The organism is Hydrogenophaga sp. L99 (assembly GCF_058731905.1).
Window position 1 is genome coordinate 3,583,898 of sequence record NZ_CM178972.1, and the last position, 23,742, is coordinate 3,607,639.

The 23,742-nt window shown below is 64.3% G+C and carries 24 protein-coding genes; 16 read left to right on the forward strand and 8 right to left on the reverse strand.

Annotation, left to right across the window (positions count from 1 at the left end; all coding sequences use genetic code 11):
• Positions 1-126: 126 nt before the first annotated feature.
• Both AC4QBL_RS17185 and AC4QBL_RS17190 read right to left on the reverse strand, forming a co-directional pair.
• Positions 127-810: a response regulator transcription factor gene (locus AC4QBL_RS17185; RefSeq protein WP_472907743.1), complete on the reverse strand. Its 684-nt coding sequence runs from the start codon at positions 808-810 to the stop codon at positions 127-129.
• Positions 807-2,015: a PAS domain-containing sensor histidine kinase gene (locus AC4QBL_RS17190; RefSeq protein ID WP_472907742.1), complete on the reverse strand. Its 1,209-nt coding sequence runs from the start codon at positions 2,013-2,015 to the stop codon at positions 807-809. Before AC4QBL_RS17190 ends, AC4QBL_RS17185 begins: the two co-directional genes overlap by 4 nt.
• Before the next feature lie 193 nt (positions 2,016-2,208).
• On the opposite strand from AC4QBL_RS17190, the gene AC4QBL_RS17195 reads away from it, so the two are divergent.
• On the forward strand, positions 2,209-2,748 hold the full coding sequence (locus tag AC4QBL_RS17195; RefSeq protein ID WP_472907741.1) for a cyclic nucleotide-binding domain-containing protein: 540 nt from the start codon (positions 2,209-2,211) through the stop codon (positions 2,746-2,748).
• A 142-nt stretch (positions 2,749-2,890) separates the two neighbouring features.
• Here the strand turns inward: AC4QBL_RS17195 and AC4QBL_RS17200 are convergent, their stop codons facing one another.
• The gene (locus tag AC4QBL_RS17200) at positions 2,891-3,841 is read right to left on the reverse strand and encodes a TerC family protein (protein ID WP_472907740.1); all 951 of its coding nucleotides are present in this window, start codon (positions 3,839-3,841) and stop codon (positions 2,891-2,893) included.
• A 266-nt stretch (positions 3,842-4,107) separates the two neighbouring features.
• Complete coding sequence (locus AC4QBL_RS17205; protein WP_472901918.1) at positions 4,108-4,296, reverse strand: helix-turn-helix domain-containing protein; 189 nt, start codon at positions 4,294-4,296, stop codon at positions 4,108-4,110.
• A gap of 159 nt (positions 4,297-4,455) precedes the next feature.
• On the opposite strand from AC4QBL_RS17205, the gene AC4QBL_RS17210 reads away from it, so the two are divergent.
• A complete protein-coding gene (locus AC4QBL_RS17210) occupies positions 4,456-5,181 on the forward strand; it encodes a hypothetical protein (protein WP_472901873.1) in 726 nt (241 codons plus the stop codon).
• A 51-nt stretch (positions 5,182-5,232) separates the two neighbouring features.
• Here AC4QBL_RS17210 and AC4QBL_RS17215 read toward each other — a convergent pair whose 3' ends face one another.
• Entirely contained in the window at positions 5,233-6,279 is a 1,047-nt protein-coding gene (locus tag AC4QBL_RS17215; protein WP_472901874.1) for a homocysteine S-methyltransferase family protein, read from the reverse strand.
• Positions 6,280-6,379: 100 nt separating this feature from the next.
• On the opposite strand from AC4QBL_RS17215, the gene AC4QBL_RS17220 reads away from it, so the two are divergent.
• From AC4QBL_RS17220 to AC4QBL_RS17235, 4 genes are all read left to right on the forward strand, one after another.
• Positions 6,380-6,799, forward strand: a complete 420-nt coding sequence (locus tag AC4QBL_RS17220; RefSeq protein WP_472901875.1) for a rhodanese-like domain-containing protein — start codon at positions 6,380-6,382, stop codon at positions 6,797-6,799.
• 33 nt (positions 6,800-6,832) lie between these two features.
• Entirely contained in the window at positions 6,833-8,734 is a 1,902-nt protein-coding gene (gene recQ, locus AC4QBL_RS17225) for a DNA helicase RecQ (RefSeq protein WP_472901876.1), read from the forward strand.
• A gap of 189 nt (positions 8,735-8,923) precedes the next feature.
• A complete protein-coding gene (locus AC4QBL_RS17230; protein ID WP_472901877.1) occupies positions 8,924-9,268 on the forward strand; it encodes a hypothetical protein in 345 nt (114 codons plus the stop codon).
• A 192-nt stretch (positions 9,269-9,460) separates the two neighbouring features.
• Entirely contained in the window at positions 9,461-10,186 is a 726-nt protein-coding gene (locus tag AC4QBL_RS17235) for a glutamine amidotransferase (protein WP_472901878.1), read from the forward strand.
• Here the strand turns inward: AC4QBL_RS17235 and AC4QBL_RS17240 are convergent.
• Positions 10,176-12,452 carry an ATP-binding protein gene (locus AC4QBL_RS17240; protein ID WP_472901919.1) on the reverse strand — a complete coding sequence of 759 codons (2,277 nt, stop codon included), beginning with the start codon at positions 12,450-12,452 and terminating at the stop codon, positions 10,176-10,178. The two genes, AC4QBL_RS17235 and AC4QBL_RS17240, sit on opposite strands and share 11 nt — an antisense overlap.
• A gap of 321 nt (positions 12,453-12,773) precedes the next feature.
• Between AC4QBL_RS17240 and AC4QBL_RS17245 the strand changes: the two genes are divergently transcribed.
• The 5 genes from AC4QBL_RS17245 to AC4QBL_RS17265 all read left to right on the forward strand — a co-directional run bounded on the left by AC4QBL_RS17245 (position 12,774) and on the right by AC4QBL_RS17265 (position 18,523).
• Complete coding sequence (locus AC4QBL_RS17245) at positions 12,774-13,973, forward strand: threonine ammonia-lyase (protein ID WP_472907739.1); 1,200 nt, start codon at positions 12,774-12,776, stop codon at positions 13,971-13,973.
• Between the two features lie 162 nt (positions 13,974-14,135).
• The gene (locus tag AC4QBL_RS17250) at positions 14,136-15,596 is read left to right on the forward strand and encodes a mechanosensitive ion channel (RefSeq protein ID WP_472901880.1); all 1,461 of its coding nucleotides are present in this window, start codon (positions 14,136-14,138) and stop codon (positions 15,594-15,596) included.
• Positions 15,597-15,600: 4 nt separating this feature from the next.
• The gene (locus tag AC4QBL_RS17255) at positions 15,601-16,032 is read left to right on the forward strand and encodes a PaaI family thioesterase (RefSeq protein WP_472901881.1); all 432 of its coding nucleotides are present in this window, start codon (positions 15,601-15,603) and stop codon (positions 16,030-16,032) included.
• Positions 16,033-16,106: 74 nt separating this feature from the next.
• Positions 16,107-16,250 (forward strand): hypothetical protein, encoded by a 144-nt coding sequence (locus tag AC4QBL_RS17260; protein WP_322303182.1) that lies wholly within the window; start codon positions 16,107-16,109, stop codon positions 16,248-16,250.
• A 401-nt stretch (positions 16,251-16,651) separates the two neighbouring features.
• Entirely contained in the window at positions 16,652-18,523 is a 1,872-nt protein-coding gene (locus AC4QBL_RS17265; RefSeq protein ID WP_472901882.1) for a phosphoenolpyruvate carboxykinase (GTP), read from the forward strand.
• A gap of 155 nt (positions 18,524-18,678) precedes the next feature.
• On the opposite strand, the gene AC4QBL_RS17270 is transcribed toward AC4QBL_RS17265, so the two are convergent.
• Positions 18,679-19,233 (reverse strand): hypothetical protein, encoded by a 555-nt coding sequence (locus tag AC4QBL_RS17270; protein WP_472901883.1) that lies wholly within the window; start codon positions 19,231-19,233, stop codon positions 18,679-18,681.
• 107 nt (positions 19,234-19,340) lie between these two features.
• Between AC4QBL_RS17270 and AC4QBL_RS17275 the strand changes: the two genes are divergently transcribed.
• The 4 genes from AC4QBL_RS17275 to AC4QBL_RS17290 all read left to right on the forward strand — a co-directional run bounded on the left by AC4QBL_RS17275 (position 19,341) and on the right by AC4QBL_RS17290 (position 22,192).
• Positions 19,341-20,306, forward strand: a complete 966-nt coding sequence (locus tag AC4QBL_RS17275; protein WP_472901884.1) for a LysR family transcriptional regulator — start codon at positions 19,341-19,343, stop codon at positions 20,304-20,306.
• A 31-nt stretch (positions 20,307-20,337) separates the two neighbouring features.
• Positions 20,338-20,730 (forward strand): universal stress protein, encoded by a 393-nt coding sequence (locus tag AC4QBL_RS17280; RefSeq protein WP_472901885.1) that lies wholly within the window; start codon positions 20,338-20,340, stop codon positions 20,728-20,730.
• Between the two features lie 47 nt (positions 20,731-20,777).
• A complete protein-coding gene (locus tag AC4QBL_RS17285; RefSeq protein WP_472907738.1) occupies positions 20,778-21,686 on the forward strand; it encodes a metallophosphoesterase in 909 nt (302 codons plus the stop codon).
• A gap of 83 nt (positions 21,687-21,769) precedes the next feature.
• Positions 21,770-22,192: a universal stress protein gene (locus AC4QBL_RS17290; protein ID WP_472901887.1), complete on the forward strand. Its 423-nt coding sequence runs from the start codon at positions 21,770-21,772 to the stop codon at positions 22,190-22,192.
• A 210-nt stretch (positions 22,193-22,402) separates the two neighbouring features.
• Here AC4QBL_RS17290 and AC4QBL_RS17295 read toward each other — a convergent pair whose 3' ends face one another.
• Complete coding sequence (locus tag AC4QBL_RS17295) at positions 22,403-23,050, reverse strand: TetR/AcrR family transcriptional regulator (protein WP_472901888.1); 648 nt, start codon at positions 23,048-23,050, stop codon at positions 22,403-22,405.
• A 232-nt stretch (positions 23,051-23,282) separates the two neighbouring features.
• On the opposite strand from AC4QBL_RS17295, the gene AC4QBL_RS17300 reads away from it, so the two are divergent.
• On the forward strand, positions 23,283-23,738 hold the full coding sequence (locus AC4QBL_RS17300; RefSeq protein WP_472901889.1) for a fasciclin domain-containing protein: 456 nt from the start codon (positions 23,283-23,285) through the stop codon (positions 23,736-23,738).
• Positions 23,739-23,742 lie beyond the last annotated feature (4 nt).

The following is a 23,742-nucleotide window of genomic DNA, read 5'->3' on the forward strand; positions in this document are numbered from 1 at the left end:
GTATTGCAAGCTGCGGGCCAACCGGCGTGCCAAGCGGCTGCGTTTGCGCTCTGGCGTGGCATTTCGCGGCAGCGGGCCCCACGCGGTGTAGGGGTAGCCCTACAAATGCTGCCAGAACAGCCCGGTTCAGGCCGGTTTGGGGGCGCGCGCGTGGCGCTCGGCGTACAGCGCCAGCTCCACGTCGTTCTTGGCGCCGGTCTTTTCCAGGATGCGTGCACGGTAGGTGCTCACCGTGTTGGGCGCCAGGCCCAGCTGTGCACCAATTTCGCTCACGGTGCGGCCTTGCGTGAGCAAGCGGTAGACCTGGTACTCCCGGTGCGACAGCGCCTCGGGCCCGCCCTGGGCCGAGGCACTGCCCACCGCTGCGGCCAGCGCTTCGGCCGTGGCCTGGCTCAGAAACACCCCGCCGCCGGCGGCCTTGCGCACGGCGGCCAGCATGTCGTCGGGGTCGGCGCTTTTGTTCAGGTAGCCACAGGCGCCCAGGCGAATGCAGCGCACCGCGTATTGCTTTTCGGGGTAGGTGCTGAGCATGAGCACCGGCAGGCGCGGGTACTCGCGCTTGATCGCTTGCAGCACATCGAGCCCGTCCAGCCCGGGCATGGCAATGTCGAGCAGCACCAGGTCCAGCCCCAGCGGACCGCCCAGCGCCTGCACCGTGGCCAGCACCTCGATGCCCGTCTGCGCTTCGGCCACCACCTGCACGTCGGGCGCATCGGCCAGGATCTGCTTGAGCCCTTCGCGCACGATGCGGTGGTCGTCCCCGATCAGCACGCGGATGGTTTCGGGCAAGGTGTCAAACACGGTGTTCAAGCGGTGGCTCCGTCCGGCAAGGTGAGCGTGAGGCACATGCGCGTGCCCCGTCCTGGTGCGCTGGTGATCTGCACGTCGCCCCCAAAGTGGCGGGCCCGCTCGCGCATGCCCATCACGCCGTAGGCGTCGGCGGCCTCAAAGGCCTGCGCCGGCGCACCCACGCCATTGTCCTGCACCGCCAGGCTCAGCGCCCGCCCCTGCACCGCAATGGACACGGCCAGGTGCCGGGCCCGCGCGTGGCGGCCCACGTTGCTCAGCATCTCCTGAAAAATCCGAAACACCGCCATGGCCAGCGGCTCGGGTGGCTCGGGCACGCCGTCCACGTCCAGGCACCAGTCCAGTGTCATCTCGGCCGACTGCACAAACTCCTGCGCCTGCCATTCCAGCGCGGCCCACAGGCCCTGGTGGTCGAGGATGCTGGGGCGCAGGTCGGTGATGATGCGGCCCACGTTGTCCACCGCGGTCTCGATCAGGCGGCTCATGTTCTGGCATTTGCAGCGCATGCGCTCGCGCATGTCGCCGGCCGCCTCGGGGCTGCGCTGGGGCTGTTCGGCCAGGCGCTTGTCCATCCAGTTCACGTCCATTTTCAGCGCCACCAGCAGGCTGCCCAGCTCGTCGTGCACCTCGCGCGCAATGCGGGTGCGCTCGTCTTCGCGCACGGTTTCAGACCACGCAGCCAGTTCACGCACCTGCTTCAGCGCCGTGGCCAGTGCGAGCGTGCGCTCACTCACGCGCTCTTCCAGCTCGTCTTTGGCGCGCTGCAGCGCATCAGCCGCGCGCTTGCGTTCGGTGATGTCCACAAACGTGACCACCGCGCCGCGCACCTGGCTGCCGTCCATGATGGGGTGGCTCGAATACTCCACCGGGAACGCCGTGCCGTCGCGGCGCCAGAACACTTCGCTGTCGATGCGGCACGGCAAGCCCTGGCGAAAAGCGTTGAAGATGGGGCACTGCGCCTCGGGGTAGGGGGAGCCGTCCGCCCGGGCGTGGTGGGTCAGGTCGTGCATGTTGCGGCCCATCAGTTCGGCCGGCTCAAAACCGATCATGCGGGCGCCCGCCTGGTTGATGAACACACACAGGCCATCCAGATCCACCCCGTAAATGCCCTCGCCGGTGGAGGCCAGCAACAGCGCCAGCGGGTCGCGCCAGGCTTCGGCGGTGGGCGCTGGTGGGCGGTTGAACAGGGTGTGGGCGGCAAACGGCATGAAGCGATACAAGCAAACGATGTGCCCAATCGGTGCATTTCTTCGCACCATGCAGTCGTCAACAAAGGAAAAATGATCATCTACCGCCACTTCTCTCGCCCACCCGACCCATGGCTTTGTTCGACAACCTGTTTGGCGCCCCACGCGCCAATGGCGCCCCCGAGCCACGCCTGCCTGCAGAACGCGAGGCTGGGTGAGTGGATCTTCCAGCACACACGAAGCCACCCGCCTGCTGCGCGCGCCCACCGTGCTGATGCAACCGAGCGAAGCCGAAGCGCTCACCGTGGTCAGCTTCACGACGCCACGCCGCTTCGCCAGGGGCAGCACCATCATCCGCCAGGGCGAAGCCACCGACACCGGCTTCATGGTGCTGGTTTTGAGCGGTGAAATCACCGTGGAAAACCTGATCGCCCGCCGGGGCAACCCGGTCACGATCAACGTGCTCGGGCCTGGCAGCCGGATGGGCGAAATGGCCTTGGTGGACGGCGCCGCACGCTCGGCCACCGGCACCGCCAGCACCCCCATGCAGGGCGCCGTGCTCGTGCGCACGGCGCTGGAAGCGCTCATCCCCGAACAACCCGCCACCGCCGCCAAACTCATGACCGCCGTGGCCCGGCGCCTGGCCGAACGGCCACGCGACAGCGTCCACAAACAGCGGATCGACAGCAAGCGGGTGCAGTCCATGCACGGGGAACTGGACGCGTTGATGCCCGGGCCCGACCGCAGGCGGTAACCCAGCACCGCGTTTTCAGGTTCACCCGGCAGCGCTTGGCTGCGGCGGGCCGGCGGCCTGACCTGCAGCATGTTTCAAACACCCAACAAAAAACCGGGGCAAGCGCCCCGGTTTTTCGTGTCAGCGTGTTGCCCGCTCCAGATCAGGTGTTGGGTGCCGTCTTGGCGCTCCAGACCATGGTGATAGCCAGCACGCCCATCACCACCCCCAGCGACACCGACACTGGAATCTTGAAGATGTCGATCAGCATCATCTTGGTGCCGATGAACACCAGGATCACGGCCAGACCGTAGTTCAGCAAGTGGAAGCGGCTGGCCGCCGCTTGCAGCAAGAAGAACATGGCGCGCAGCCCCAAAATGGCAAACACATTGCTGGTCAGCACAATGAACGGGTCTTTGGTGATGGCAAAAATGGCCGGGATCGAGTCCACCGCAAAGATCACGTCGGTCATGCCGACCAGGGCAATCACCATCAACAGCGGCGTTGCAATGCGCTTGCCGTTTTCAACGGTGAAGAACTTCTCGCCGTCGTACTCTTTGCTCACCGGCATGATCCGGCGCAGCAGCTTCAGGGCTGGGTTGTCGTCCAGGTTGGCCTCGGAATCCGCACCCACCCACATCTTGATGCCGGTCAGGATCAGGAAAGCGCCGAACACGTAGAGGATCCAGTGGAACTGGTCCAGCAGCCAGGCACCCACCAGAATCATGATGGTGCGCAGCACGATGGCGCCCAGAATGCCGATCATCAGCACCCGTTTCTGGAACGTGGGCGGTACCGCGAAGTAGGTAAAGATCAGCAGAAAGACAAAGATGTTGTCCACCGCCAGGCTCTTCTCAATCAGGTAGCCGGTGAGGAACTCCAGCGCCTTCTCGTTGGCGACCTCGACAGACCCGGTGGTGTCCTTGATGGCCCACCAGAACATGGCGTTGAAGACCAGACTGACCACCACCCAGGCCAGCGACCAGTACAGGGCCTCTTTGACACCCACCTCATGGGCGCCCTGCTTGGAGAGCACGACAAAGTCGACAAACAGTGCGACGAGCACGAAGGCGACGAAAACGCCCCATAGCCAAAGGGGAGCAATGGTTTCCATAGAAATACCTTGAAGGACGGTGTTGAAAAACAAACACCCTCCAAGGTCTGGCCTGAACCGGGCATGGCGCCCAGCCCGGAGTTTCCGGCGGCCTGATCGCATTGAACCAGACCACGTATTGACGAAAACCCCACCCGCCGAAACCGGGCAAAGCCCGGTGGCAGGTTGGTTACTCCCCTTGACGGGAACCGAGTAGTTTGGGGGCAGTTGGTTGCCGGCGCAAACTGAAGGTTCTTCAGGATTTGACTGAAGGACGTGGGCTGACCTCAGTCTCTGGCAAATTTTGCGATGGCTTCCTGAGGCTCAACATTGCATGCGCGGCACCAGTCGATGAACACCATCACATCCACATACATTTCACCGCGCTCCACTTTGGAAACGTAGGACTGTCCAACACCCAGTGTTTGAGCAAGCTGCACCTGTGAAAGCCCGGCGGACTGGCGAGTCCGCGCCATTTCAGCCTGCAAGGCTTGGTAGCGAGGATGGTGTATGGAGACGGGCACATATGGATGCTCTATCCCGATTTGGAATAGTCCATTTACGACTATTTCAGATTAAGATCCATTTGGCCGTGACATGTCGTTACAGGCTCTATCAATTAATTCAGGGAATCCATGAACAAATTCAAACTTCGATGGGCGGCATTGGCTGTCAGCACTGCCGTTTTGACCGCATGCGGGGGTGGAGATGACGCTGCCACCACATTGGCGGTCGAAGGCTTTTGGAGTGGCTCAACCACCACAGGGGTTGGTGTCAATCTGGCGATTTTGGAGAACGGAGAGACTTGGGGTGTCTACACCTCAGGCGGTGGGATCGCTGGTGCTTTGTATGGGAATACCACGGCCAGCGGTAACACCCTAAGCGGCTCAGGTTCGGACTTCAACATCCCATCCCGCACGACCTCCTCGGCCACTTATTCAGGCACCTTTGCCCCAAAATCTTCGATCAGCCTCACCACGTCAGGCGGCGTCTCCTTTACGGGGACTTATGAGGCAGCCTACGACCAGCCTGCTTCGTTGGCAGCTGTTGCAGGCTCTTTTACCGGTGAGGGCGTTTCGGGCAGCAGTCCGGTGCAAGGGGTATCTGTCACCATCTCTTCTTCAGGTGCCGTCACGGTACCTGCCAATCTGGGCTGCTCTGCATCAGGTTTAATTACTCCCCGCGCCAGTGGCAAGAACGTGTTCAACGTGTCCGTCACGTTCTCGGGCTCTACCTGCGCCTTGGGGAACGGGGCCACAGCGACAGGCATGGCCTACTACGACTCAGTCGATCAAGGCTTGGTAGTGCTGGCCTTGAACTCTGCGAAAACCGACGGTTTTATCTACATCGGTAGCAAGTAAACCCCGAAAAGGTCCCCGAGCGAATTTCGCTCGGGGACACTTCCACCACACTCAAACCGCCTCTTTGTAAAACGCTTGCCGCCCCACCGCCCGCGGCGCCTGGCTCGCCACCGCGTCGTGAATCGCGCCAATGTGCTGCGGCGTGGTGCCGCAGCAGCCGCCCACGATGTTCACCAGGCCTTCGGCGGCAAACTCGTGCAGCAGGCGGCTGGTCACGTCCGGCGTTTCGTCGAAACCGGTGTCGCTCATGGGGTTGGGCAGTCCGGCGTTGGGGTAGCAGCTGATGAAGGTGTCGCCCGCGACCTTGGCCAGTTCCTGGATGTAGGGACGCATGAGCGTGGCGCCCAGCGCGCAGTTCAGGCCCACGGCCAGCGGCTGGATGTGGCGCACGCTGGCCCAGAAAGCGGTGACGGTCTGGCCGCTCAAGATGCGGCCGGAAGCGTCGGTCACGGTGCCGCTGATGATGACCGGCAGGCGCTCGCCGCTGTTTTCAAAATACTCGTCGATGGCAAACAGCGCCGCTTTGGCGTTGAGGGTGTCGAAGATGGTTTCGACCAGCAACACGTCAGAGCCGCCTTCCACCAGCGCTTCCACTTGCTCGTAATAGGCGGCGCGCAGCTGCTCAAAGGTCACGTTGCGGGCGCCGGCGTCGTTCACGTCGGGGCTGATACTGGCGGTCTTGGGCGTCGGGCCCAGGGCGCCGGCCACGAAGCGGGGCTTGTCGGGTGTGCTGAATTTGTCGCAGGCTTCGCGGGCGATGCGGGCCGACGCCAGGTTCATCTCGCGCGCCAGGGGGGCCATGTCGTAGTCTTCTTGCGCAATCGTGGTGGCGCCGAAGGTGTTGGTCTCGATCAGGTCGGCGCCGGCGGCCAGGTAGCCTTCGTGGATGTCGCGGATCACGTCCGGGCGGGTCAGGCTCAGCAGTTCGTTGTTGCCCTTCACATCTTTGTGAAAGTCTTTGAAGCGTTCACCGCGGTACTGCGCCTCGCCGAGCTTGAAGCGCTGAATCATGGTGCCCATGGCGCCATCCAGAATGGCGATGCGTTTCGAGAGGATGTCAGGCAAGGCCTGGGCGCGGGTGTAGGTCGGGAAAGTCATGGATGGGATTGTAGGAACTGTGGCGGCGGCGGGCCAAAGCCGCGGCACGTGGCCTGCCCCGCAGCAAGGGCGCCCACACGCATACCCGACAATAGGCGCCATGAAACACCTCAACCCCCAGGAAGCCTGGGCCTGGCTGCAACAGGAGCGCGCGCGCAGTGCCGCCGACGGCAGCGCCGGCCCCTTGTTTGTGGACGTGCGCATGGAGATCGAGTCGCTCTACGTGGGCCGCCCGCCCGAGGTGGAGAACATTCCCTGGTACGAATACCCCGACCTCACGCCCGACCCGCAACGCTTTGCTGCGGCGGTGGAGAAAGAAGCGGGCGACAAAACCCGCCCGGTGCTGCTGATCTGCCGCAGCGGCAAGCGCACGCTGGACGCTGGCGCTGCCCTGGAAGCCGCCGGCTTTGCCCAGGTGGCGCATGTGGTGCACGGTTTTGAAGGCGAGCTGAACGACGCGTTCAAGCGCTCCAGCCTGAACGGCTGGCGTTTTGAGGGTTTGCCGTGGGAGCAAATGTGACCGGTGGCCTGAAATCACCCGATGGCGTTGTCCATGATTGATATTTCTCCCCAGGGCGAAACCCTGGAAGCTTGCGTGGGCGTGCTGCAGGAAGTGTTTGGCTATGACGCCTTTCGCGGCCCGCAGGCCGACATTGTTGGGCACGTGAGCGCGGGCGGCGACGCCCTGGTGCTCATGCCCACGGGCGGCGGCAAGTCGCTGTGTTACCAGGTGCCGGCCATCGTGCGCGAGCGCGCCGGGCACGGCCTCACAGTGGTGGTGTCGCCGCTGATCGCGCTCATGCACGACCAGGTGGGCGCGCTGATTGAAGCCGGCGTGGCCGGCGCTTTCCTGAACTCCAGCCTCACCAGCGAAGAAGCCCAGCAAACCGAAAAGCAGCTGCTGCGCGGCGAACTCACGCTCATTTACGCCGCCCCGGAGCGCCTGACCACACCCCGTTTTCTGGCGCTCATGGATTCGCTGCACGAGCGCGGCAAGCTCAGCCTGTTTGCCATTGACGAGGCGCACTGCGTGAGCCAGTGGGGCCACGACTTCCGGCCCGAGTACCGCTCGCTGGCGATATTGCACGAGCGCTACGCCGGCGTGCCCCGCGTGGCGCTCACCGCCACGGCCGACGACCTCACCCGCGCCGACATCGTGGAACGCCTGCAACTGCAACAGGCGCGCACCTTTATCAGCAGTTTTGACCGGCCCAACATCCGCTACCAGCTGGTGGAAAAGAAGGACGCCACCGCCCAGCTGATGCGTTTCATACGCGACGAACACACCAGCAGCGCGGGCCACGACGCGGGCATCGTCTACTGCCAGTCGCGCCGCCGGGTAGAAGAAGTGGCCGGCATGCTGAACGACGCTGGCCTGAACGCCCTGCCCTACCACGCGGGCATGGACGCGACCAAGCGCCAGCAACACCAGGACCGTTTCTTGCGCGAAGAAGGCCTGATCATGGTGGCCACCATCGCGTTTGGCATGGGCATCGACAAGCCCGACGTTCGCTTCGTGGCGCACCTGGATATGCCCAAAAACATTGAGGGCTACTACCAGGAAACCGGCCGTGCCGGTCGCGACGGCGAGCCCGCCAACGCCTGGATGGCCTACGGCCTGCAAGACGTGGTGAACCAGCGCCGCATGATCGACGAGAGCCCCGCGGCCGACGAGTTCAAGCAGGTGCTGCGCGGCAAGCTCGACGCCCTGCTCACCCTGGCCGAAGCCAGCGACTGCCGCCGCGTGCGGCTGCTGGCCTACTTTGGCGAAAAAAGCGAGCCCTGCGGCAATTGCGACAACTGCCTGCACCCGCCGGCGCTAACGGACGCCACCGAGTCGGCCCGCAAGCTGCTCTCCTGCATCTACCGCGTGCAGCAGACCAGCGGCACCGCGTTTGGCGCGGGTCACATCATGGACATCTTGCGCGGCAAGCAGACCGAAAAGATGGCGCAGTACGGGCACGACAAGCTGAGCACCTTTGGCATTGGGGCCGACCTGTCAGAAACCCAATGGCGCGCGCTGCTGCGCCAGCTGATCGCCATTGAAGCGGTGCAGGTGGACGCGGCGCACTACAACACGCTGCACCTGGCCGACGCCGCCCGCGAGATTTTGAAAGGGCAGCGCCCGGTGGCGCTGAAACTGGCGGCTGAAAAAACCCCGGGCCGTACCAGCCGCAGCAAGGCCGCGCGCAGCAGCGCGGCCGCAGCGCCCGACGGCCAGCCGCTGAGCCTGGCCGAACGCGACTGCCTGGACGCCCTCAAGGCCTGGCGCGGCGAAGTGGCGCGCGAGCACAACCTGCCCGCTTTTGTGATTTTTCACGACAGCACCTTGCGCGCCATTGCCAGCCGCATGCCCCAAACCGACGCCGACCTGGATGGAATTGCAGGTCTGGGACAGAAAAAGCGCGAGGCTTACGGTGCGGACGTGCTGCGGGTGGTGAGTGCTTTTGGGTAGTTTGGGCGCGCTGGAAAAAGCGATCTGAACACCATCGTTTGACCTGTTTTTCATAGCGCGACCACTCGTCGGTCGAAGCCTGTTTGAAGGGTAAAAAACCTCAAGGCGGAAGCGGCACCGCCGATGTTGAAGGTGAGCCCGGGGGCAACCCCGTTCACTGACTTTGAACATCGCGAAATGGAGTGCGGCATGTTTTTCAAGCTGCCATGGTTCGGCAAACGCCACCACGAGAAGTACCACGACACCCAGGTGCTGGAACTGGATTTCCTCGTTGACGAATTCCACGACGCGATGGCCGACATCAAAGATCCCGTGCGCACACGCCTGCACGCGGCCCTGATTTCTTGCCAGAGCCCCAAAGACCTCTGGTTTCTGCGCGGCAAGCTGTTCAACCTGATTTCCAAGCACCACTGCGAAAGCGAAGCCCACCAGCGTGTGGGCCGGCTCGACCAGAAGCTGCGTTTCTTTGTGGACCACCACCCGGACTACACGCCGGAAGAACTGCCCTCGGGGCCAATGGCGCTTCTTCACTGACCCCCCGCGCCGCGCTGCGCGCGTCACCCCCCCAGGGGGCAACGGTGGCGGCCCGGCCGGTTCCGCGGCGTTATGGAACAAGACATCTCTCTCACGCATGCTTGCTTGTCTCCTCGTTTGGCCCGTCGTTGAGACGGGCTTTTTCTTGGGCGCAACCCGCGCGGCGAGGGCGGTGTTTCTAGAATCACGGGCATGACTGCACCCCGCCCCCTGCTCATCGTCCAGACCGGTCGCACGCACGACCACATCCGCGAACGCCTGGGAGACTTTCATGACTGGATCGAGGCGGGTCTGCGCACAGGCGGTGCCGAGGTGACAACCTACGACGCCCGCTCGGATACACCGCCCCCCGCGCCGCAAACCGTAGCGGGCATTGTGCTCACGGGTTCACACGCCATGGTGAGCGACCGCGAAGCCTGGAGCGAAGCGCTGGTGCCCTGGCTGCAGCAGGCCGTGGCGGTGCAAACGCCGGTGCTGGGCATTTGCTACGGCCACCAGCTGCTGGCGCACGCGCTGGGCGGCGAGGTGGCACACCACCCACAGGGGGTGGAGATTGGCACGGTGCGCGTGCAGCGCCACGCTGCTGCACAGACCGACGCCCTGCTGGGGCACCTGCCCGACGACTTTGAAGCGCAGGCCACGCACTGGCAGTCGGTGCGCCGCCTGCCGCCGGGGGCGGTGCTGCTGGCCGGCAATGCGTTTGAGCCGCACCACGCCTTTCGGGTGGGGCCCAGCGCCTGGGGCGTGCAATTTCACCCGGAGTTTTCAGCCGAAGCGCTCAGGGCTTATGTGGAGGGCATGGGGCCGGTGCTGGCGCGCGCGGGGCGCGATGCGGCACAGATCAGCGCGGGCTTAAAGGACACGCCGCTAGCGGCTTCGGTGTTGCCGCGGTTTGCGCGGTTGGCCCTCAATGAGTAAAGCCGATACCGCGTGATTCGCGCACCTCGGGTTTGATGCGGTGCTCGGCTTCAAGCTGGGCCAAAAATTCGTCGGGCGCCAGCGTTTCAGCCAAAATTTCCACCTGCCGCTTCACCGCGGCGAAGTCGCCGGGGCACAGCTGTTCCAGCCGGGCCAGCCGTGAGCGCCAGGCGTCCGTCAACACCGCCGCCTCACCGCCCAGCGCTTCCACCACAAACATGCGCTCGCGCTGCTCACGGGTGAGCGGCTTGAAATGGATCTTGAACGTGAAGCGCCGCAGCGCCGCCTGGTCGATGCTGTCCATCAGGTTGGTGGTGCAAATGAAAATGCCCGCGTAGCGCTCCATGCCCTGCAGCATCTCGTTCACCTCGGTCACCTCGTAGGTGCGCTGGGCGCCGCGGCGGTCTTGCAAAAAGCTGTCGGCTTCGTCCAGCAGCAGCACCGCTTTTTCCGCCTCGGCTTCGCGAAACATGGCCGCCATCTGCTGCTCGGTTTCGCCCACAAATTTGCTCATCAGGTCGCTGGCGCGGCGCACCATGAGCGGTCGCTCCAGCTGCTGCGCCATGTGCTCGGCCAGCGCGGTTTTGCCGGTGCCAGGGGCGCCATGGAAACACAGGCAGCCGTGGCCGCGTGCCTTGAGCGCGCTGACGATGCGCGGCAGTTCGTAACGCGACTCCACGTTGAGCATGTCCAGGCTGTACTGCGTCACGCTGGGTCGCTGCAGCGCGTCGGGCCGACGGCCCAGGGCAAGGTCGGCGTGTTTGAGCTGGCGCTCGATCAGGTCGTCCAGCACCGGGGCCGGCGCAGCGCTCATGGCGGCTTTGCCCGCACGGCGGGGGGTGGGCTTGGCCGGTGCGGTGGCCAACTGGGCGAAGCGCACGGCGGTGCGAATCTGCGCCGGCGTGAGGCCTTTGCGCTCCGTCAGCCGGGCCACCAGCGCGTCCGACACACACACGTCTTCCAGCGTTTTGCGCACGAGCTGCTCGCGCGCGCCCGGTGGTGGGCTTTTCAGCTCCAGGTGGTAAGCGAAACGGCGGCGAAACGCCGGGTCAATTTGCTCGATGCGGTTGGTCACCCACAGCGTGGGCACGGCATTGGTTTCCAAAATCTGGTTGACCCAGGCCTTGCCGCTGACGCTGCCGGTGTGCGGCGCGGCCACGTGTTCGGCGCGCGCCATGAGCTGCGCCGCTTCGCTGGAGATGGGCGGAAAAACGTCTTCCACCTCGTCAAACAGCAGCACCGAATGGGCCGTGCCTTTCAAAAACACCTGGGCGATTTGCAACGAGCGATAGCGGTCGCGGCCGCTCAGGGCGTTGCCGTCGCGGTCGGCGTATTCCACTTCAAACAGTTCCAGCCCGGCGGCTTGTGCCACCACCCGGGCCAGCTCGGTTTTGCCGGTGCCAGGCGGGCCGTACAAGAGAATGTTGACGCCCGGTTCCTTGCGCGCCACGGCTTCGCGCAGCAGGCCACTCAGCAGCTGCACATCGTCGCCCACAAAGGCAAAGTCTTTGTCGGTCAGCGCCGAGCGGGCTGCCGGCCGGGTGAACACCGCCATCAGTTCGCTCTGCGTGCGGTACTCGCGCATCAGCACCGGCGGCAGCTTTTCACTCACTTTCATGAGGTCGGCCAGGTCGGTGATGTTGTGCTCGGAGATCAGGTTTTCGACCATGCCGATGCGCTCCAGCCGCGAGCCGGCGCGCAGCGCCTCGCCCACTTCGCTGGCTTTCACGCCCGCCACATCGGCAATGGCAGCATAGGCCTCGGGCGCGTTGTTGACCTTGAACTCCACCAGAATGGAACGCAGGTCGCGCTGGTAGCGCGCCAGCGTGCCGTAGAGCAACAGCGCACGCTCGGCGCGGTTGAGCTGCAGCAGGCCAGCCAGCGCGTCGATGTTTTTTTCCACCAGGGTGGACTGCTTCTTCAGCGCCTGGCTGAGCCAGTCGCCGGTGACGGCCAGCACGGCCAGCAGGTCTTTGGGCGATTCTTTGGCGTACTCGTCCAGGTAGAAAAACAGCGTGCCTTCTTCGTACGGGCCGCGCCAGATGCCGTAGCGCTCCATAAAGGCGTTGGTGCTCAGGCGGTCGTGGTCGCTCCAGAGTTCGTTGTCTTTGCAGCGGCGCTGCAAAAATTCCCGCAGCCGGCCCAGCACGGTCAGCGGCCACACCAGATGGCGCCCGGCCAGCGACAGCAAGGTGTTCAGGTCGCGCCGCACATTGAAGCGCGGGCCTTGGCGGGCGGCCAGTGTGAGCACGAAATGCGAACACATGAGGTCGAGCACCGGTGCCTGGCGCAGACCATGGGGCACGAACACCCGGCCTTCCGCCGCGCAGGGGCTGCGCCCTTCGCGGGGCTCTCGCGGTTCCAGCACCGCCCGCGCCAAAGGGCTTGCGGGCTGCACCGTGCGTTTGGTCATCCAGACACCTCCAGAAAAACCTCGGGCCGCCCAAGCCGGGCAGCCCACATGCGGCTCTGAGCGGAACATAACCCAGCTTGATGTTTCATGGAAGAGCGTGATGGAGCGTGTTTGAGCAATTTGTGGGGCTTTTCCCCAAGCCCGTTGGCGGGGACGGCGGGCCACAATGGCGCCATGCTGGAACTACACGACATTGAAGCCGCCGCCGCCCGTCTGACCGGGCAGGTGCTGGACACCCCATTTGTGGAATCGCGCACCATTTCGCAGCTCACCGGCTGCCAGGTGTTTTTGAAGTTTGAAAACCTGCAGTACACCGCTTCGTTCAAAGAGCGCGGCGCCTGCAACAAGCTGACCCAGCTCAGCGCCGACGAGCGCGCGCGCGGTGTGGTGGCCATGAGCGCGGGCAATCACGCGCAAGGGGTGGCCTACCACGCCCAGCGGCTGGGCATTCGGGCGGTGATCGTCATGCCCCGCTTCACACCGGGTGTGAAGATTGACCGCACCCGCGGCTTTGATGCCGAGGTGGTGCTGCACGGCGACACCCTGGACGAAGCCCGCGCCCACGCCTACGCCCTGGCGCAGCAGCAAGGCCTGGTGTTTGTGCACCCTTACGACGACGAAGCGATCGTGGCTGGCCAGGGCACGGTGGCGCTGGAAATGCTGCGCGCGCAGCCCGATCTGGACACCCTGGTGGTGGCCGTGGGCGGGGGCGGCCTCATCGCCGGCATGGCCACGGTGGCCAAGGCCCTGAAGCCCGGTATCCGCATCATCGGCGTGCAGACCGAGCGGTTTCCGGCGATGTACAACGCCATCAAGGGCACGCACCTGCCGCAGGGCAGCAGCACGATTGCCGAGGGCATTGCGGTGGGCACGCCGGGCGAGATCACCCAGGCCATCGTGCGCGAGAAGGTGGACGACCTGGTGCTGGTGGACGAGGGCGACATTGAGCAGGCCATCGTGATGCTGCTGGAGATTGAAAAGACCCTGGTGGAAGGCGCGGGCGCCGCCGGGCTGGCCGCGGTGTTGAAGTACCCCGAGCGGTTTGCCGGGCAGAAAGTGGGCCTGGTGCTGTGCGGCGGCAACATCGACCCGCTGCTGCTGGCCTCCATCATTGAGCGTGGCATGGTGCGCGCCGGCCGGTTGGCGCGTATTCAGGTGAACGCGCGCGACGTGCCGGGCAACCTCGCGCGCATCACCGGCATCGTGGCCGAGGCCGGCGCCAACATCGACGAGGTGCACCACCAGCGCGCCTTCACCTTGTTGGCGGCGCAAAACGTGGCGATTGAACTGGTGTTGCAAACCCGCGGCCGCGAACACATTGCGCAGGTGATCGAGTGCCTGCGCGAAGCCGGCTTCGACACCACGCTGCTCTAACGCACAGACCACCAAAACACATTTGCCGGCAACGCGCCGGCATTGGCGGCGTTTGCCATTTTTCCTCTGCGATCGGCGGGCATCTTGCTTCACACGGGTTGACGCCTGCCCAGTGGCTCTGCATCATGGTCCGGTGTCCAACACCAATCGGGAGGAAGCGCCATGAACACGAACGCCTTGTGGGACTCGCTGCAAAGCACCTTGGGCAGCCACATACCGCAACTGCTCGGGGCCTTGGCCATTTTTGTGCTGGGCTGGCTCATCGCCGTGGTGGTGCGCGCCGCCGTGCGCAAAAGCCTGGGCTTCATTGGCGTCAACCACCGGTTTGGCAAACTCACCGGCACCGGGGTCGACATTGAAGGCGCGGTGGCGCTGGGCCTGTTCTGGGTGGTGATTTTGCTCACGCTGGTGGCGGTGTTCAACTCGCTGAACCTGGCCATCGTGTCGGGTCCGTTTTCGGCCCTGGCTACCGAGCTGTTTGCCTACGCGCCGCGCCTGCTGGGCGGCCTGGTGCTGGCGCTGGTGGGCTGGCTGGTGGCCAGTGTGGTGCGCGCCGTCGCGCAAAAGCTGCTGGACAAGTCCACGCTGGACGAAAAGCTGTCGGAGCACGCCGACATGGCCCCCATGAGCGAAGGCCTGGCGGGTGCGTTGTTCTGGCTGGTCATTTTGCTGTTTGTGCCCGCGGTGCTGGGTGCGCTGGACATGGAAGGTTTGCTGGACCCGCTGCGCACCATGGTCACCCAAACCCTGAGCATGCTGCCTAACGCGCTGGGTGCCCTCATCATTGGGGGCGTGGGCTGGATCGTGGCCACCGTGCTGCGCAACCTCACCACAAACCTGAGCCGTACTGCGGGTGTGGACAAGCTGGGCGGGCAGGCGGGGCTGGCCGAGTCGGTCCGCTTGTCCACCGTCATCGGCCTGCTGGTGTTTGTGGCGGTGTTTCTGCCCTCGCTCATTGCGGCGCTGGACGCACTGAAGATCGAAGCCATTTCGCGCCCCGCCACCGACATGCTAGCCCTGCTGATGCAAGGCGTACCCCACCTGATTGCCGCCGGCCTCATTTTGGTGGTGACCTGGCTGGTGGCTTCGTTTGCCAGCAAACTGCTCGCCAGCCTGCTGGCCACGCTGGGTTTTGACACCCTGCCCGCCCGCATCGGCATGGCCCATGCCTTTGAGCGCACGCCCGCTTCAACCGCCGTGGGGCGGGTGGCGCTGTTTTTTGCCATGCTGTTTGCCAGCGTGGAAGCAGCCAGCCAGCTCGGTTTTTCGCAGGTGAGCGACATCGTGTCCACCTTTATCCGCTTTGGGGGCGACATCTTGCTGGGCTCGGCCATTTTGGTGATCGGCTTCTGGCTAGCCAATGTGGCCTACGACGCCATTGACCGGGCCAGCGGCGCCAGCACGAAAGGCCTGGCGCGCGTCGGGCGCTATGCCATTTTGGCGCTGGTGATCGCCATGGGTCTGCGCGCCATGGGCATTGCGGACGACATCGTGAATCTGGCGTTTGGCCTCACCCTGGGCGCTGTGGCGGTGGCGGTGGCCCTGGCGTTTGGCCTGGGTGGACGCGAAGCCGCCGGCAAAATGATGGAACACTGGCTGTCCCAGCTGCGCCGCAAAGAATGAACCCATGACCCAAGACACCCCTTTCGCCTCCGTCACCACCGACACCCTGCAACACGCGCTGGCCGACTGGTTTGCCCCCTGGGTGCAAGCGCTCGGCCTCACCGTGGAGGCGTTTTCAGACGGCGAAGTAACCCTGCGTCTGCCTCAGAACGACCAGCTCAGCCGCGTGGGCGGCATGGTGTGCGGCCAGGCGCTCATGTCGGCGGCCGACACCGCCATGGTGCTGGCCATCGTGACCCGCCTGGGCAACCAGCGGCCCATGACCACGGTGCAGCTCAACACCAGCTTCCTCAAGCCTTTGTCTAACCAGGACGCCCTGGTGACGGCGCGCATCGTCCGCGCCGGCAAAAGCCTCGTGTTTGGCGAAATTGACATCAGCGGGGCACGCGACGGCCAGAGCGTGTGCCGCGCCAGCACCACCTACGCGCTGCTGTAACCCCGTTTTTTTCGCCGTTCCACGGCGTCTGCCCTAAAATCAGCGGCAGTTTTGTTCATTCCTCTGGAGAACCCATGTCCCACCACGATCACGACAGCCACAAAGACCAGCCGCAAGATGTGGTGGAGTCCATCGTTCCCCTGATGCCCATCGTCCTGCCCATCGCCGGCGCTGTGCTGATCTTCCTGCTGGCCTTCATTGCCGTGTTCATGGCCTGACACCATCCCGTCAGCCCACCAGGCCGAACGCCCGCCCGGGCCTTCGGCCTTTTTCTTGTCACAGGCACGACCCAGCGCACGGTCGCCCTACACCACACAGCGCGAACCGGCCACAGCCCGCCGTCATACGCATAAGGTTATGCGGGTTTTGCATGTAACTTGCCGGTAACTGACCCGGCGCTTTCATAAAATTGTGCGAATAGGCCGACACGCGGATCAAAACCCGGGATCATCCTCCCGCTTTTTTCCTTCGTGCTGCATCCGCAACCCGTACAGCAGCCCCGAGCGCCGACCGCCCTTTTTCGCACAAGGGAGCCTCACAGCCGCCCCCAGTCTTGACTGGCTTGCGGCTGTTGGTGTCTCTTGGGCTTGCCGCTTTACAAACTCTGGAGCTTCTTCCCATGAACTCACCCGTGATGCAGGGCCTCAACCTGAACACCCCCGCCTACGTCAAAAATGCCCGGCTGATTGCCTGGGTGGCCGACATGGTTGCCCTGTGCAAGCCTGCCAGCGTGGTCTGGTGCGACGGCAGCGATGCCGAATACGACCGCCTGTGCCAACAGCTGGTGGACGCCGGCACCTTCAAACGGCTCGACCCTGCCAAGCGCCCCAACAGCTTCCTGGCATGGTCGGACCCGTCCGACGTGGCCCGTGTGGAAGACCGCACCTACATCTGCGCCGAGAAAAAAGAAGACGCCGGCCCGACCAACAACTGGATGGCCCCAGCCGACATGCGCAAAACCCTGCAGCCGCTGTTTGACGGCTGCATGACCGGCCGCACCATGTATGTGGTGCCGTTCAGCATGGGCCCGCTGGGCTCACACATCGCTCACATTGGCGTCGAGCTGACCGACAGCGCCTACGTGGTCGTGAACCAGAAGCTGATGACCCGCATGGGCAAGGCCGTGTACGACGTGCTGGGCACCGACGGCGAGTTTGTTCCCTGTATGCACACCGTGGGCGCGCCGCTGGCTGCGGGCGAGCAAGACAGCACCAGCTGGCCCTGCAACCCAACCACCAAGTACATCGTGCATTACCCCGAAACGCGCGAAATCTGGAGCTACGGCTCGGGCTACGGTGGCAACGCACTGCTGGGCAAAAAGTGTCTGGCGCTGCGCATCGCGTCCACCATGGGCCGTGACCAAGGCTGGCTGGCCGAGCACATGTTGATTCTGGGTGTGACCAACCCGCAGGGCAAGAAGTACCACGTGGCAGCGGCCTTCCCCAGCGCCTGCGGCAAGACCAACTTCTCCATGCTGGTGCCACCGGCCGGCTTTGACGGCTGGAACGTGACCACCATTGGCGATGACATCGCCTGGATCAAGCCCCACGCCGACGGCAAGCTCTACGCCATCAACCCCGAAGCGGGCTACTTTGGCGTGGCACCGGGCACCAACACGCTGACCAACCCCAACTGCATGGCCAGCCTGAACGAAAACGTGATTTTCACCAACGTGGCGCTGACCGACGACGGCGACGTGTGGTGGGAAGGCATGGAAAAGGACCAGGGCAAGTTCCCGGCGCACCTGGTTGACTGGCAAGGCAAAGACTGGACGCCCGAGATTGCCAAGCAGACCGGCGCCAAGGCCGCCCACCCCAACGCCCGCTTCACCGTGGCCGCCACCAACAACCCAGCGCTGGACAGCGCCTGGGACGACCCGGCCGGCGTGCCGATTGACGCCTTCATCTTCGGCGGCCGCCGTTCCACCACCGTGCCACTGGTGACCGAAGCCCGCAGCTGGACCGAAGGCGTCTACATGGCCGCCACCATGGGCTCGGAAACCACCGCCGCCGCCTTCGGCGCGCAGGGCGTGGTGCGCCGCGACCCGTTCGCCATGCTGCCGTTCTGCGGCTACAACATGAGCGACTACTTCCAGCACTGGCTCAACATGGAACAGCGCCTGAGCAGCCAGGGTCACAGCCTGCCCAGCATCTTCTGCGTCAACTGGTTCCGCAAAGACGAAGCCGGCAAGTTCGTCTGGCCCGGCTACGGCGAAAACATGCGCGTGCTGAAGTGGATGATCGACCGCATTGAAGGCCAGGCCGCCGGCACCGAGACCATGTTTGGCGTGGCCCCGACCTACGGTGAACTCAACTGGACCGGCCTGGACTTCACGCCCGAGCAGTTCAACACCGTGACCAGCATCGACAAAGCCGCCTGGCTGGAAGAGCTCAAGCTGCACGAAACCCACTTTGAGCAGCTGGCCTACCACCTGCCCCAAGCGCTGGTGGACACCAAGGCCGCGCTTGAAAAGCGCCTGGAAGCGCTGTAAGTACACACAGCGGCCCGAAAAAAGCGGTTCAGGGCACGACCTGCCCTGGGCTGTTGAAGCTCCCGGATGATCCATTCGGGCGAAAAAAAGCCACCGGTACCGCCGGTGGCTTTTTTGCTGGGCGCAGCCTTGTGGGCCGCGCGCTCAGCGCTTTGTCAGATGTAGTGCAAGTGCATGTTGCGGGTGCGGCTGGCGGCCATGCGCTCAATGAATGCGTCCCAGCCGGCCAACTTGACCGGGGTCACAGCGGTGTCCAAGCCCATCGGGGCCAGCGCATCGCTGAAATCGTTGTGGTCTTCCAGCGCGCGCAGGCGTGCCTGCGTCAGGTCGGCCATGAGCCGGGGATCGTTCTGGGCCAGATCCCACAGCCGGGCCTCGGCGCGCGCTTGAGCCAGGGTCTGCGACCAGCCGTCCAGCGAGCGCATGGTGCTGTGTGCCAGGCGGCGGGCGGTGCCGGCAAACAGCGCCGAGCCCGCGAAAATCACGACCCACAAGAAAACCCAGGCCAGAAAAAGGTGGCCATCGGCCCAGGTGCTGATGAGGCGGTCGGCGACCACCACGATGGCCGCGACCACAGCGGCCAGCAGCATGGCGGCGAGACCACGGGCACCGTCAAAACGGCGGCGGACACGGTAAGCCCCGGCCTTGGTAGCCAGGGAGGATGGGTTCAAACCCAGAGATTCGGGGGTAGGAGAGAAAACGGTGCTCATGAAGAACTCCTTAAAAAATGGCAAATGTCTTTTGGACAAACGGATATTAGGGTAAACCCCCATGTCATGCCAATTTATTTTTGTGATGCATTACATTCATATTGATGATGAATGAACGCAATTTCCGCACCCTCGACCTGAACCTGCTGCGGGTTTTTGACGAGGTGATGACCGAACGCAACCTCACCCGGGCGGCGCACAACCTCGCCATGACACAGCCCGCCGTGAGCAATGCGCTGAAACGCTTGCGCGAGGCCATGGGTGACGAGTTGGTGCGGCGCTCAGGCTACGGCGTGGAACCCACCCCGGTGGCGATGCTGCTGTGGCCCACCGTGCGCGACGCGTTGCAGCAACTGCGCGAGGCCCTCGACCCTGGCGACTTCACACCCGGTAGCGCCGCCAATGCCTTTGTGCTGGCCATGGCCGACGCCACCGCCGCCAAAATCGTGCCCGGTCTGATGGACATTCTGGAAAGCGAAGCCCCAGGCGTGAACCTGCGGGTGCTGCCCTTGACCACACGCGACCCGCGCGACTTGCTGGAATCGGGCTCAGCCGACCTCGCCATTGGCCATTTCCCCGGCGTGCTGGCCGAGCTGGGGGCTTTGCACCTGCAAGAAAGCAGCCCCCGTTTTTTGCACCAGCGCCTGTACGACGGCGAGTACGTGGTGGTGATGCGGCGCGGACACCCACTGGCTGGCCAGCCGCTGACGCTGGACAGTTACTGCGCGGCCCGCCACCTGCTGGTGAGTTTTTCAGGGCGGGCCTTTGGTTTTGTGGACGAGGCTTTGGCAGCGATGTCGCGCCAGCGGCGGGTGGTGTTGACGGTGAACCAGTTTTTCACCGCTGGGCGTGTGGTCGCCACCACCGACCTGCTGACCGTGCTGCCACGCCACTTTGTCGAGGCCACCGGCCGCGAACACGAACTGGCGCTGAGCGACTTGCCCCTGCCCGTGCCACCCGTGCATGTGGACGCGCTATGGCATCGGCAGGCATCGCACAGCAGCGCCCACCGCTGGTTGCGCCAGACCGTCGAGCGCGCTTCAGCCAGCGGTTTTTTGGCCGATAACGCTTAAAAACGCCTTGTTGGCTTTAAAAGATCGCTCCATGTCCATGAAACTCCTGCTCGCCGTTGACGGAAGCCGCTACACCCGGCGCATGCTGACCTACATCGTGTCCAACGAGCTGCTGTTTCGGCCCCACTACGAGTACGTGCTGTTCCATGTCCTGCCGGGCGAAGGTGGGCGTTTTGACGTAGCGGCCAACGATTCGATCCTGGACGAACCGAGCCATTTCCTGCAAACCCATGGTTTCAGCCCGCAACGCATGCTGCGCCAGGGCACGCCAGCGGCCGAACTGGTGTACGCCGCCAACCAGCTGCAAAGCAACATGGTGGTGATGGGTTGCCGAGGCCAGTCGGCACTCGAAACCGCCGTCATGGGCTCGGTCACCACCGAGGTGCTGGCGCGCTCACACGTCCCGGTGCTGGTCATTCGCTGAGTGGTCAGGCGGCTGCGGGGCGCAACGATCTGGCCGACAATGCCCGCATGAATATCCAGCTTCTGAGCGACCTGCATCTCGAAGCCAATCCCGAATTTGTCGCCAGCCCCGCGCCGGGTGCGCAGGTGCTGGTGCTGGCCGGCGACATTGGTTCGTACCAGATCCGCCGCGACGGCAGCGCCATGGCCGAACCCGACTGGGGTTTGCAACGTTTCTCTCCGCTGCCGCAGTACGCTGGCTGGCCCGTGCCGGTGCTGTTTGTGCCAGGCAACCACGAATACGACGCTCTGGACCTGGACGAGGCCCACCAGCGCCTGCGCAGCACCTGCGATCGCCTGGGCATTGCCTGGCTGGAGCGCGAAACGCTGGCGATGGACGGCGTGCGCTTTGTGGGCACCACGCTGTGGAGCGACTACGACGCGCTGGGCGACGTGCACGCCAAGCCTGCCAAGGCGCCGCGTGCGCCGCGAAAGGGCGCGCACACGGCCTTTGCCGCTCCCGCTGCCGCTTCGCTCGCCACCGACCCGCTCACCCACCGCCTGCGCCAGCGCGAAAAAGCGTTCCGGGCCGCCAATTTTTACCTCACCAAAATGGCCGGCCAGCGCCACGGCCGGCTGTTTGACGCCGAGGCCATGCGCGCGCTGGCACTGGACTGCCAGCACTGGCTGCGCAGCGCGCTGGACCAGTCCTTTGACGGCCCGACCGTGGTCGTCACCCACTTCGCGCCCACCCTGCACAGCGCCGACCCGCGCTACGGCCTGAGCCCGGGCACGGCCGGCTTCTGCAACGGGCTGGACGAATTGCTGCCCCTGGCCGACCTGTGGCTGCATGGCCACCTGCATTGCCCCACCGACGTGCAGGTGGGCCGCTGCCGCATCGTGGCGAATCCGCTGGGCTATGCGGACAAGCAAGAACAACGGGCCTTTGTGCCGCACCACCTGATCAGCCTGCCCTGAAGGCGCTGTTGCGCCAGGTAAAAAAGCGCGGCCTTGGCTGCTCTTACACTGCAGATTGATCAACCCCAACAGGAGACGCTTTCATGAAAATTTTGCTCGCGGTCGATGGCAGCAGCTACACCAAAAAAATGTTGGCTTACCTGGCCACGCACGACGAAGTGTTCAGCCCCACGAACGAGTTCACCTTGTTCACCGCGCAAACGCCGCTACCTCCCCGCGCCCGCGCGGCTGTGGGCGCCGACATTGCCAATGGCTACTACGCCGACGAGGCGGAAAAGGTCACCGCCCCGGTGATCAAGTTCCTGAAGCGCCATGGCATAGAAGGCAAAGTGGTCAGCAAGGTGGGCGCCGCTGGCGAGCTGATCGCCAAAGCGGCCGAGGCCGGTAAATTTGACCTGGTGATGATGGGCTCGCACGGCCACAGCGCGCTGGGCAACCTGGTCATGGGCTCGGTGGCCACCCAGGTGATTGCGCACTGCAAGGTGCCGGTGTTGCTCGTTCGATAACCCCCCGCGCCGCCTGCGGCGTCACCCCCCAGGGGGCGATGCGAGTGGCCCGGCAGAGCCGGTTCCACTGCATCCCTGGGTGAAGTCGCGCTCTCCGGAGGGGACATTGATTTTCCGGCGGAAAGGGTTTGACCAAGGGCACCGCGGAACTGGCTTTGCCAGGCCGCCAGTGCCGCCCCTTGGGGGGTGACGCGTAGCGGCGCGGGGGGGTTATCTGGCCCTCAAGCCGTCAAAACAGGTGCTCAGCACCATGTCAATGATTTGCTCGGTGCTGTAGAGCCCGGTGCTTTTCAGAAAACCCAGCACCGGGTCGCAGGCGCGGGCGTACAGCGTGTACAGCACCGCAATGGGCGGCAGCGCCGGGTTCAGGCTGCCATCGGCCTGGGCGGCCGTGATCCAGGCGCCCATGCGGTCGCTCACGTCCATGAGCCCGTCCACGTAGGCTTTGTTGGTGGTCAGCGCGGCGCGCAGGCTGGAGTTTTCGCTCGGCAGCGACGGCATTTCGCCCGCCAGCTGCACCTCCATGGTCCAGCGTGCCACCGCGCGCAGCTGCTCAATGGGTGGCACCTCACCGGCTGGACGCTCCAGGCTGTCCAAAAACGCCCTTGCCCGCTCCATCACCCGCACCATGGCGGCAGCGGCTAGGTCTTCCTTGCTTGGAAAGTGCTTGTAGAGGCTGGCTTTGGCAATGCCCACCTCGGCCGCCACCTCGTCGACGGTCATGGCGTCAAAGCCTTTTTCGGCCAGCAGGCGGTTCACCGCTGAAACGATGGCGTCTTCACGGGCAATGTGCATTTGCTCGCGAAAACTGCGCTTGGGTGTGGCTTGCGGGGGAGATTTGAGGGCTGCGCTGACCATGGAAAACCTTTTTGTAGGACTCGGATTCTGCCCGATTTCGACGGCAAAGTCGATAACCCAACTGATAAGTATCTTTACATACTAATTGGTATTTTTTCGGACGATTAAGGATAAAGTGCGCTCAGCCCCCGGGTTTTCGGCGCGGTGTCCTTAGGGCACCACCCAGAAATCCAAGCTTGCCTCCCCTGGGGCGGTTCCTGTTTCACCTACTCAACCTGAAAAGACCCACACCATGAAAAAGACCCTCATCGCTTCCATCCTGGCCTTCGGCGCCCTCACCTCTGCCCAGGCCGCTGACATCGTGGACACAGCGGTGGCCGCCGGTTCGTTCAAAACCCTGGTGACCGCCATTCAGGCAGCCGGCCTGGTGGACACGCTCAAGGGCAAAGGCCCGTTCACCGTGTTCGCCCCCACCGACGCCGCCTTTGCCAAGGTGCCCAAGGCCGATCTGGACGCCCTGCTGAAAGACAAGGCCAAGCTCACCGCCGTGCTGACCTACCACGTGGTGCCCGGCAAGGTGATGGCGGCCGACGTGAAGGCCGGCAAAGTGAAAACCGTGCAGGGCTCGGAACTGACCATCGGCACCATGGGCGGTGTGACGGTGGACAACGCCAAGGTCACGGCCACGGACATCGCGGCCGACAACGGCGTGATCCATGTGATCGACTCCGTGGTGATGCCGAAGTAAACCG

What these genes read in the sequence shown, in the direction of transcription:
- AC4QBL_RS17190 (WP_472907742.1), bottom strand. Translation starts at nt 2,015, where the DNA reads ATGCCGTTTGCCGCCCACACCCTGTTCAACCGCCCACCAGCGCCCACC.
- AC4QBL_RS17200 (WP_472907740.1), bottom strand. Translation starts at nt 3,841, where the DNA reads ATGGAAACCATTGCTCCCCTTTGGCTATGGGGCGTTTTCGTCGCCTTC.
- AC4QBL_RS17205 (WP_472901918.1), bottom strand. Translation starts at nt 4,296, where the DNA reads ATGGCGCGGACTCGCCAGTCCGCCGGGCTTTCACAGGTGCAGCTTGCT.
- AC4QBL_RS17210 (WP_472901873.1), top strand. Translation starts at nt 4,456, where the DNA reads ATGAACAAATTCAAACTTCGATGGGCGGCATTGGCTGTCAGCACTGCC.
- AC4QBL_RS17215 (WP_472901874.1), bottom strand. Translation starts at nt 6,279, where the DNA reads ATGACTTTCCCGACCTACACCCGCGCCCAGGCCTTGCCTGACATCCTC.
- AC4QBL_RS17220 (WP_472901875.1), top strand. Translation starts at nt 6,380, where the DNA reads ATGAAACACCTCAACCCCCAGGAAGCCTGGGCCTGGCTGCAACAGGAG.
- recQ (WP_472901876.1), top strand. Translation starts at nt 6,833, where the DNA reads ATGATTGATATTTCTCCCCAGGGCGAAACCCTGGAAGCTTGCGTGGGC.
- AC4QBL_RS17230 (WP_472901877.1), top strand. Translation starts at nt 8,924, where the DNA reads ATGTTTTTCAAGCTGCCATGGTTCGGCAAACGCCACCACGAGAAGTAC.
- AC4QBL_RS17235 (WP_472901878.1), top strand. Translation starts at nt 9,461, where the DNA reads ATGACTGCACCCCGCCCCCTGCTCATCGTCCAGACCGGTCGCACGCAC.
- AC4QBL_RS17240 (WP_472901919.1), bottom strand. Translation starts at nt 12,452, where the DNA reads ATGTGTTCGCATTTCGTGCTCACACTGGCCGCCCGCCAAGGCCCGCGC.
- AC4QBL_RS17245 (WP_472907739.1), top strand. Translation starts at nt 12,774, where the DNA reads ATGCTGGAACTACACGACATTGAAGCCGCCGCCGCCCGTCTGACCGGG.
- AC4QBL_RS17250 (WP_472901880.1), top strand. Translation starts at nt 14,136, where the DNA reads ATGAACACGAACGCCTTGTGGGACTCGCTGCAAAGCACCTTGGGCAGC.
- AC4QBL_RS17255 (WP_472901881.1), top strand. Translation starts at nt 15,601, where the DNA reads ATGACCCAAGACACCCCTTTCGCCTCCGTCACCACCGACACCCTGCAA.
- AC4QBL_RS17260 (WP_322303182.1), top strand. Translation starts at nt 16,107, where the DNA reads ATGTCCCACCACGATCACGACAGCCACAAAGACCAGCCGCAAGATGTG.
- AC4QBL_RS17265 (WP_472901882.1), top strand. Translation starts at nt 16,652, where the DNA reads ATGAACTCACCCGTGATGCAGGGCCTCAACCTGAACACCCCCGCCTAC.
- AC4QBL_RS17270 (WP_472901883.1), bottom strand. Translation starts at nt 19,233, where the DNA reads ATGAGCACCGTTTTCTCTCCTACCCCCGAATCTCTGGGTTTGAACCCA.
- AC4QBL_RS17275 (WP_472901884.1), top strand. Translation starts at nt 19,341, where the DNA reads ATGAATGAACGCAATTTCCGCACCCTCGACCTGAACCTGCTGCGGGTT.
- AC4QBL_RS17280 (WP_472901885.1), top strand. Translation starts at nt 20,338, where the DNA reads ATGTCCATGAAACTCCTGCTCGCCGTTGACGGAAGCCGCTACACCCGG.
- AC4QBL_RS17285 (WP_472907738.1), top strand. Translation starts at nt 20,778, where the DNA reads ATGAATATCCAGCTTCTGAGCGACCTGCATCTCGAAGCCAATCCCGAA.
- AC4QBL_RS17290 (WP_472901887.1), top strand. Translation starts at nt 21,770, where the DNA reads ATGAAAATTTTGCTCGCGGTCGATGGCAGCAGCTACACCAAAAAAATG.
- AC4QBL_RS17295 (WP_472901888.1), bottom strand. Translation starts at nt 23,050, where the DNA reads ATGGTCAGCGCAGCCCTCAAATCTCCCCCGCAAGCCACACCCAAGCGC.
- AC4QBL_RS17300 (WP_472901889.1), top strand. Translation starts at nt 23,283, where the DNA reads ATGAAAAAGACCCTCATCGCTTCCATCCTGGCCTTCGGCGCCCTCACC.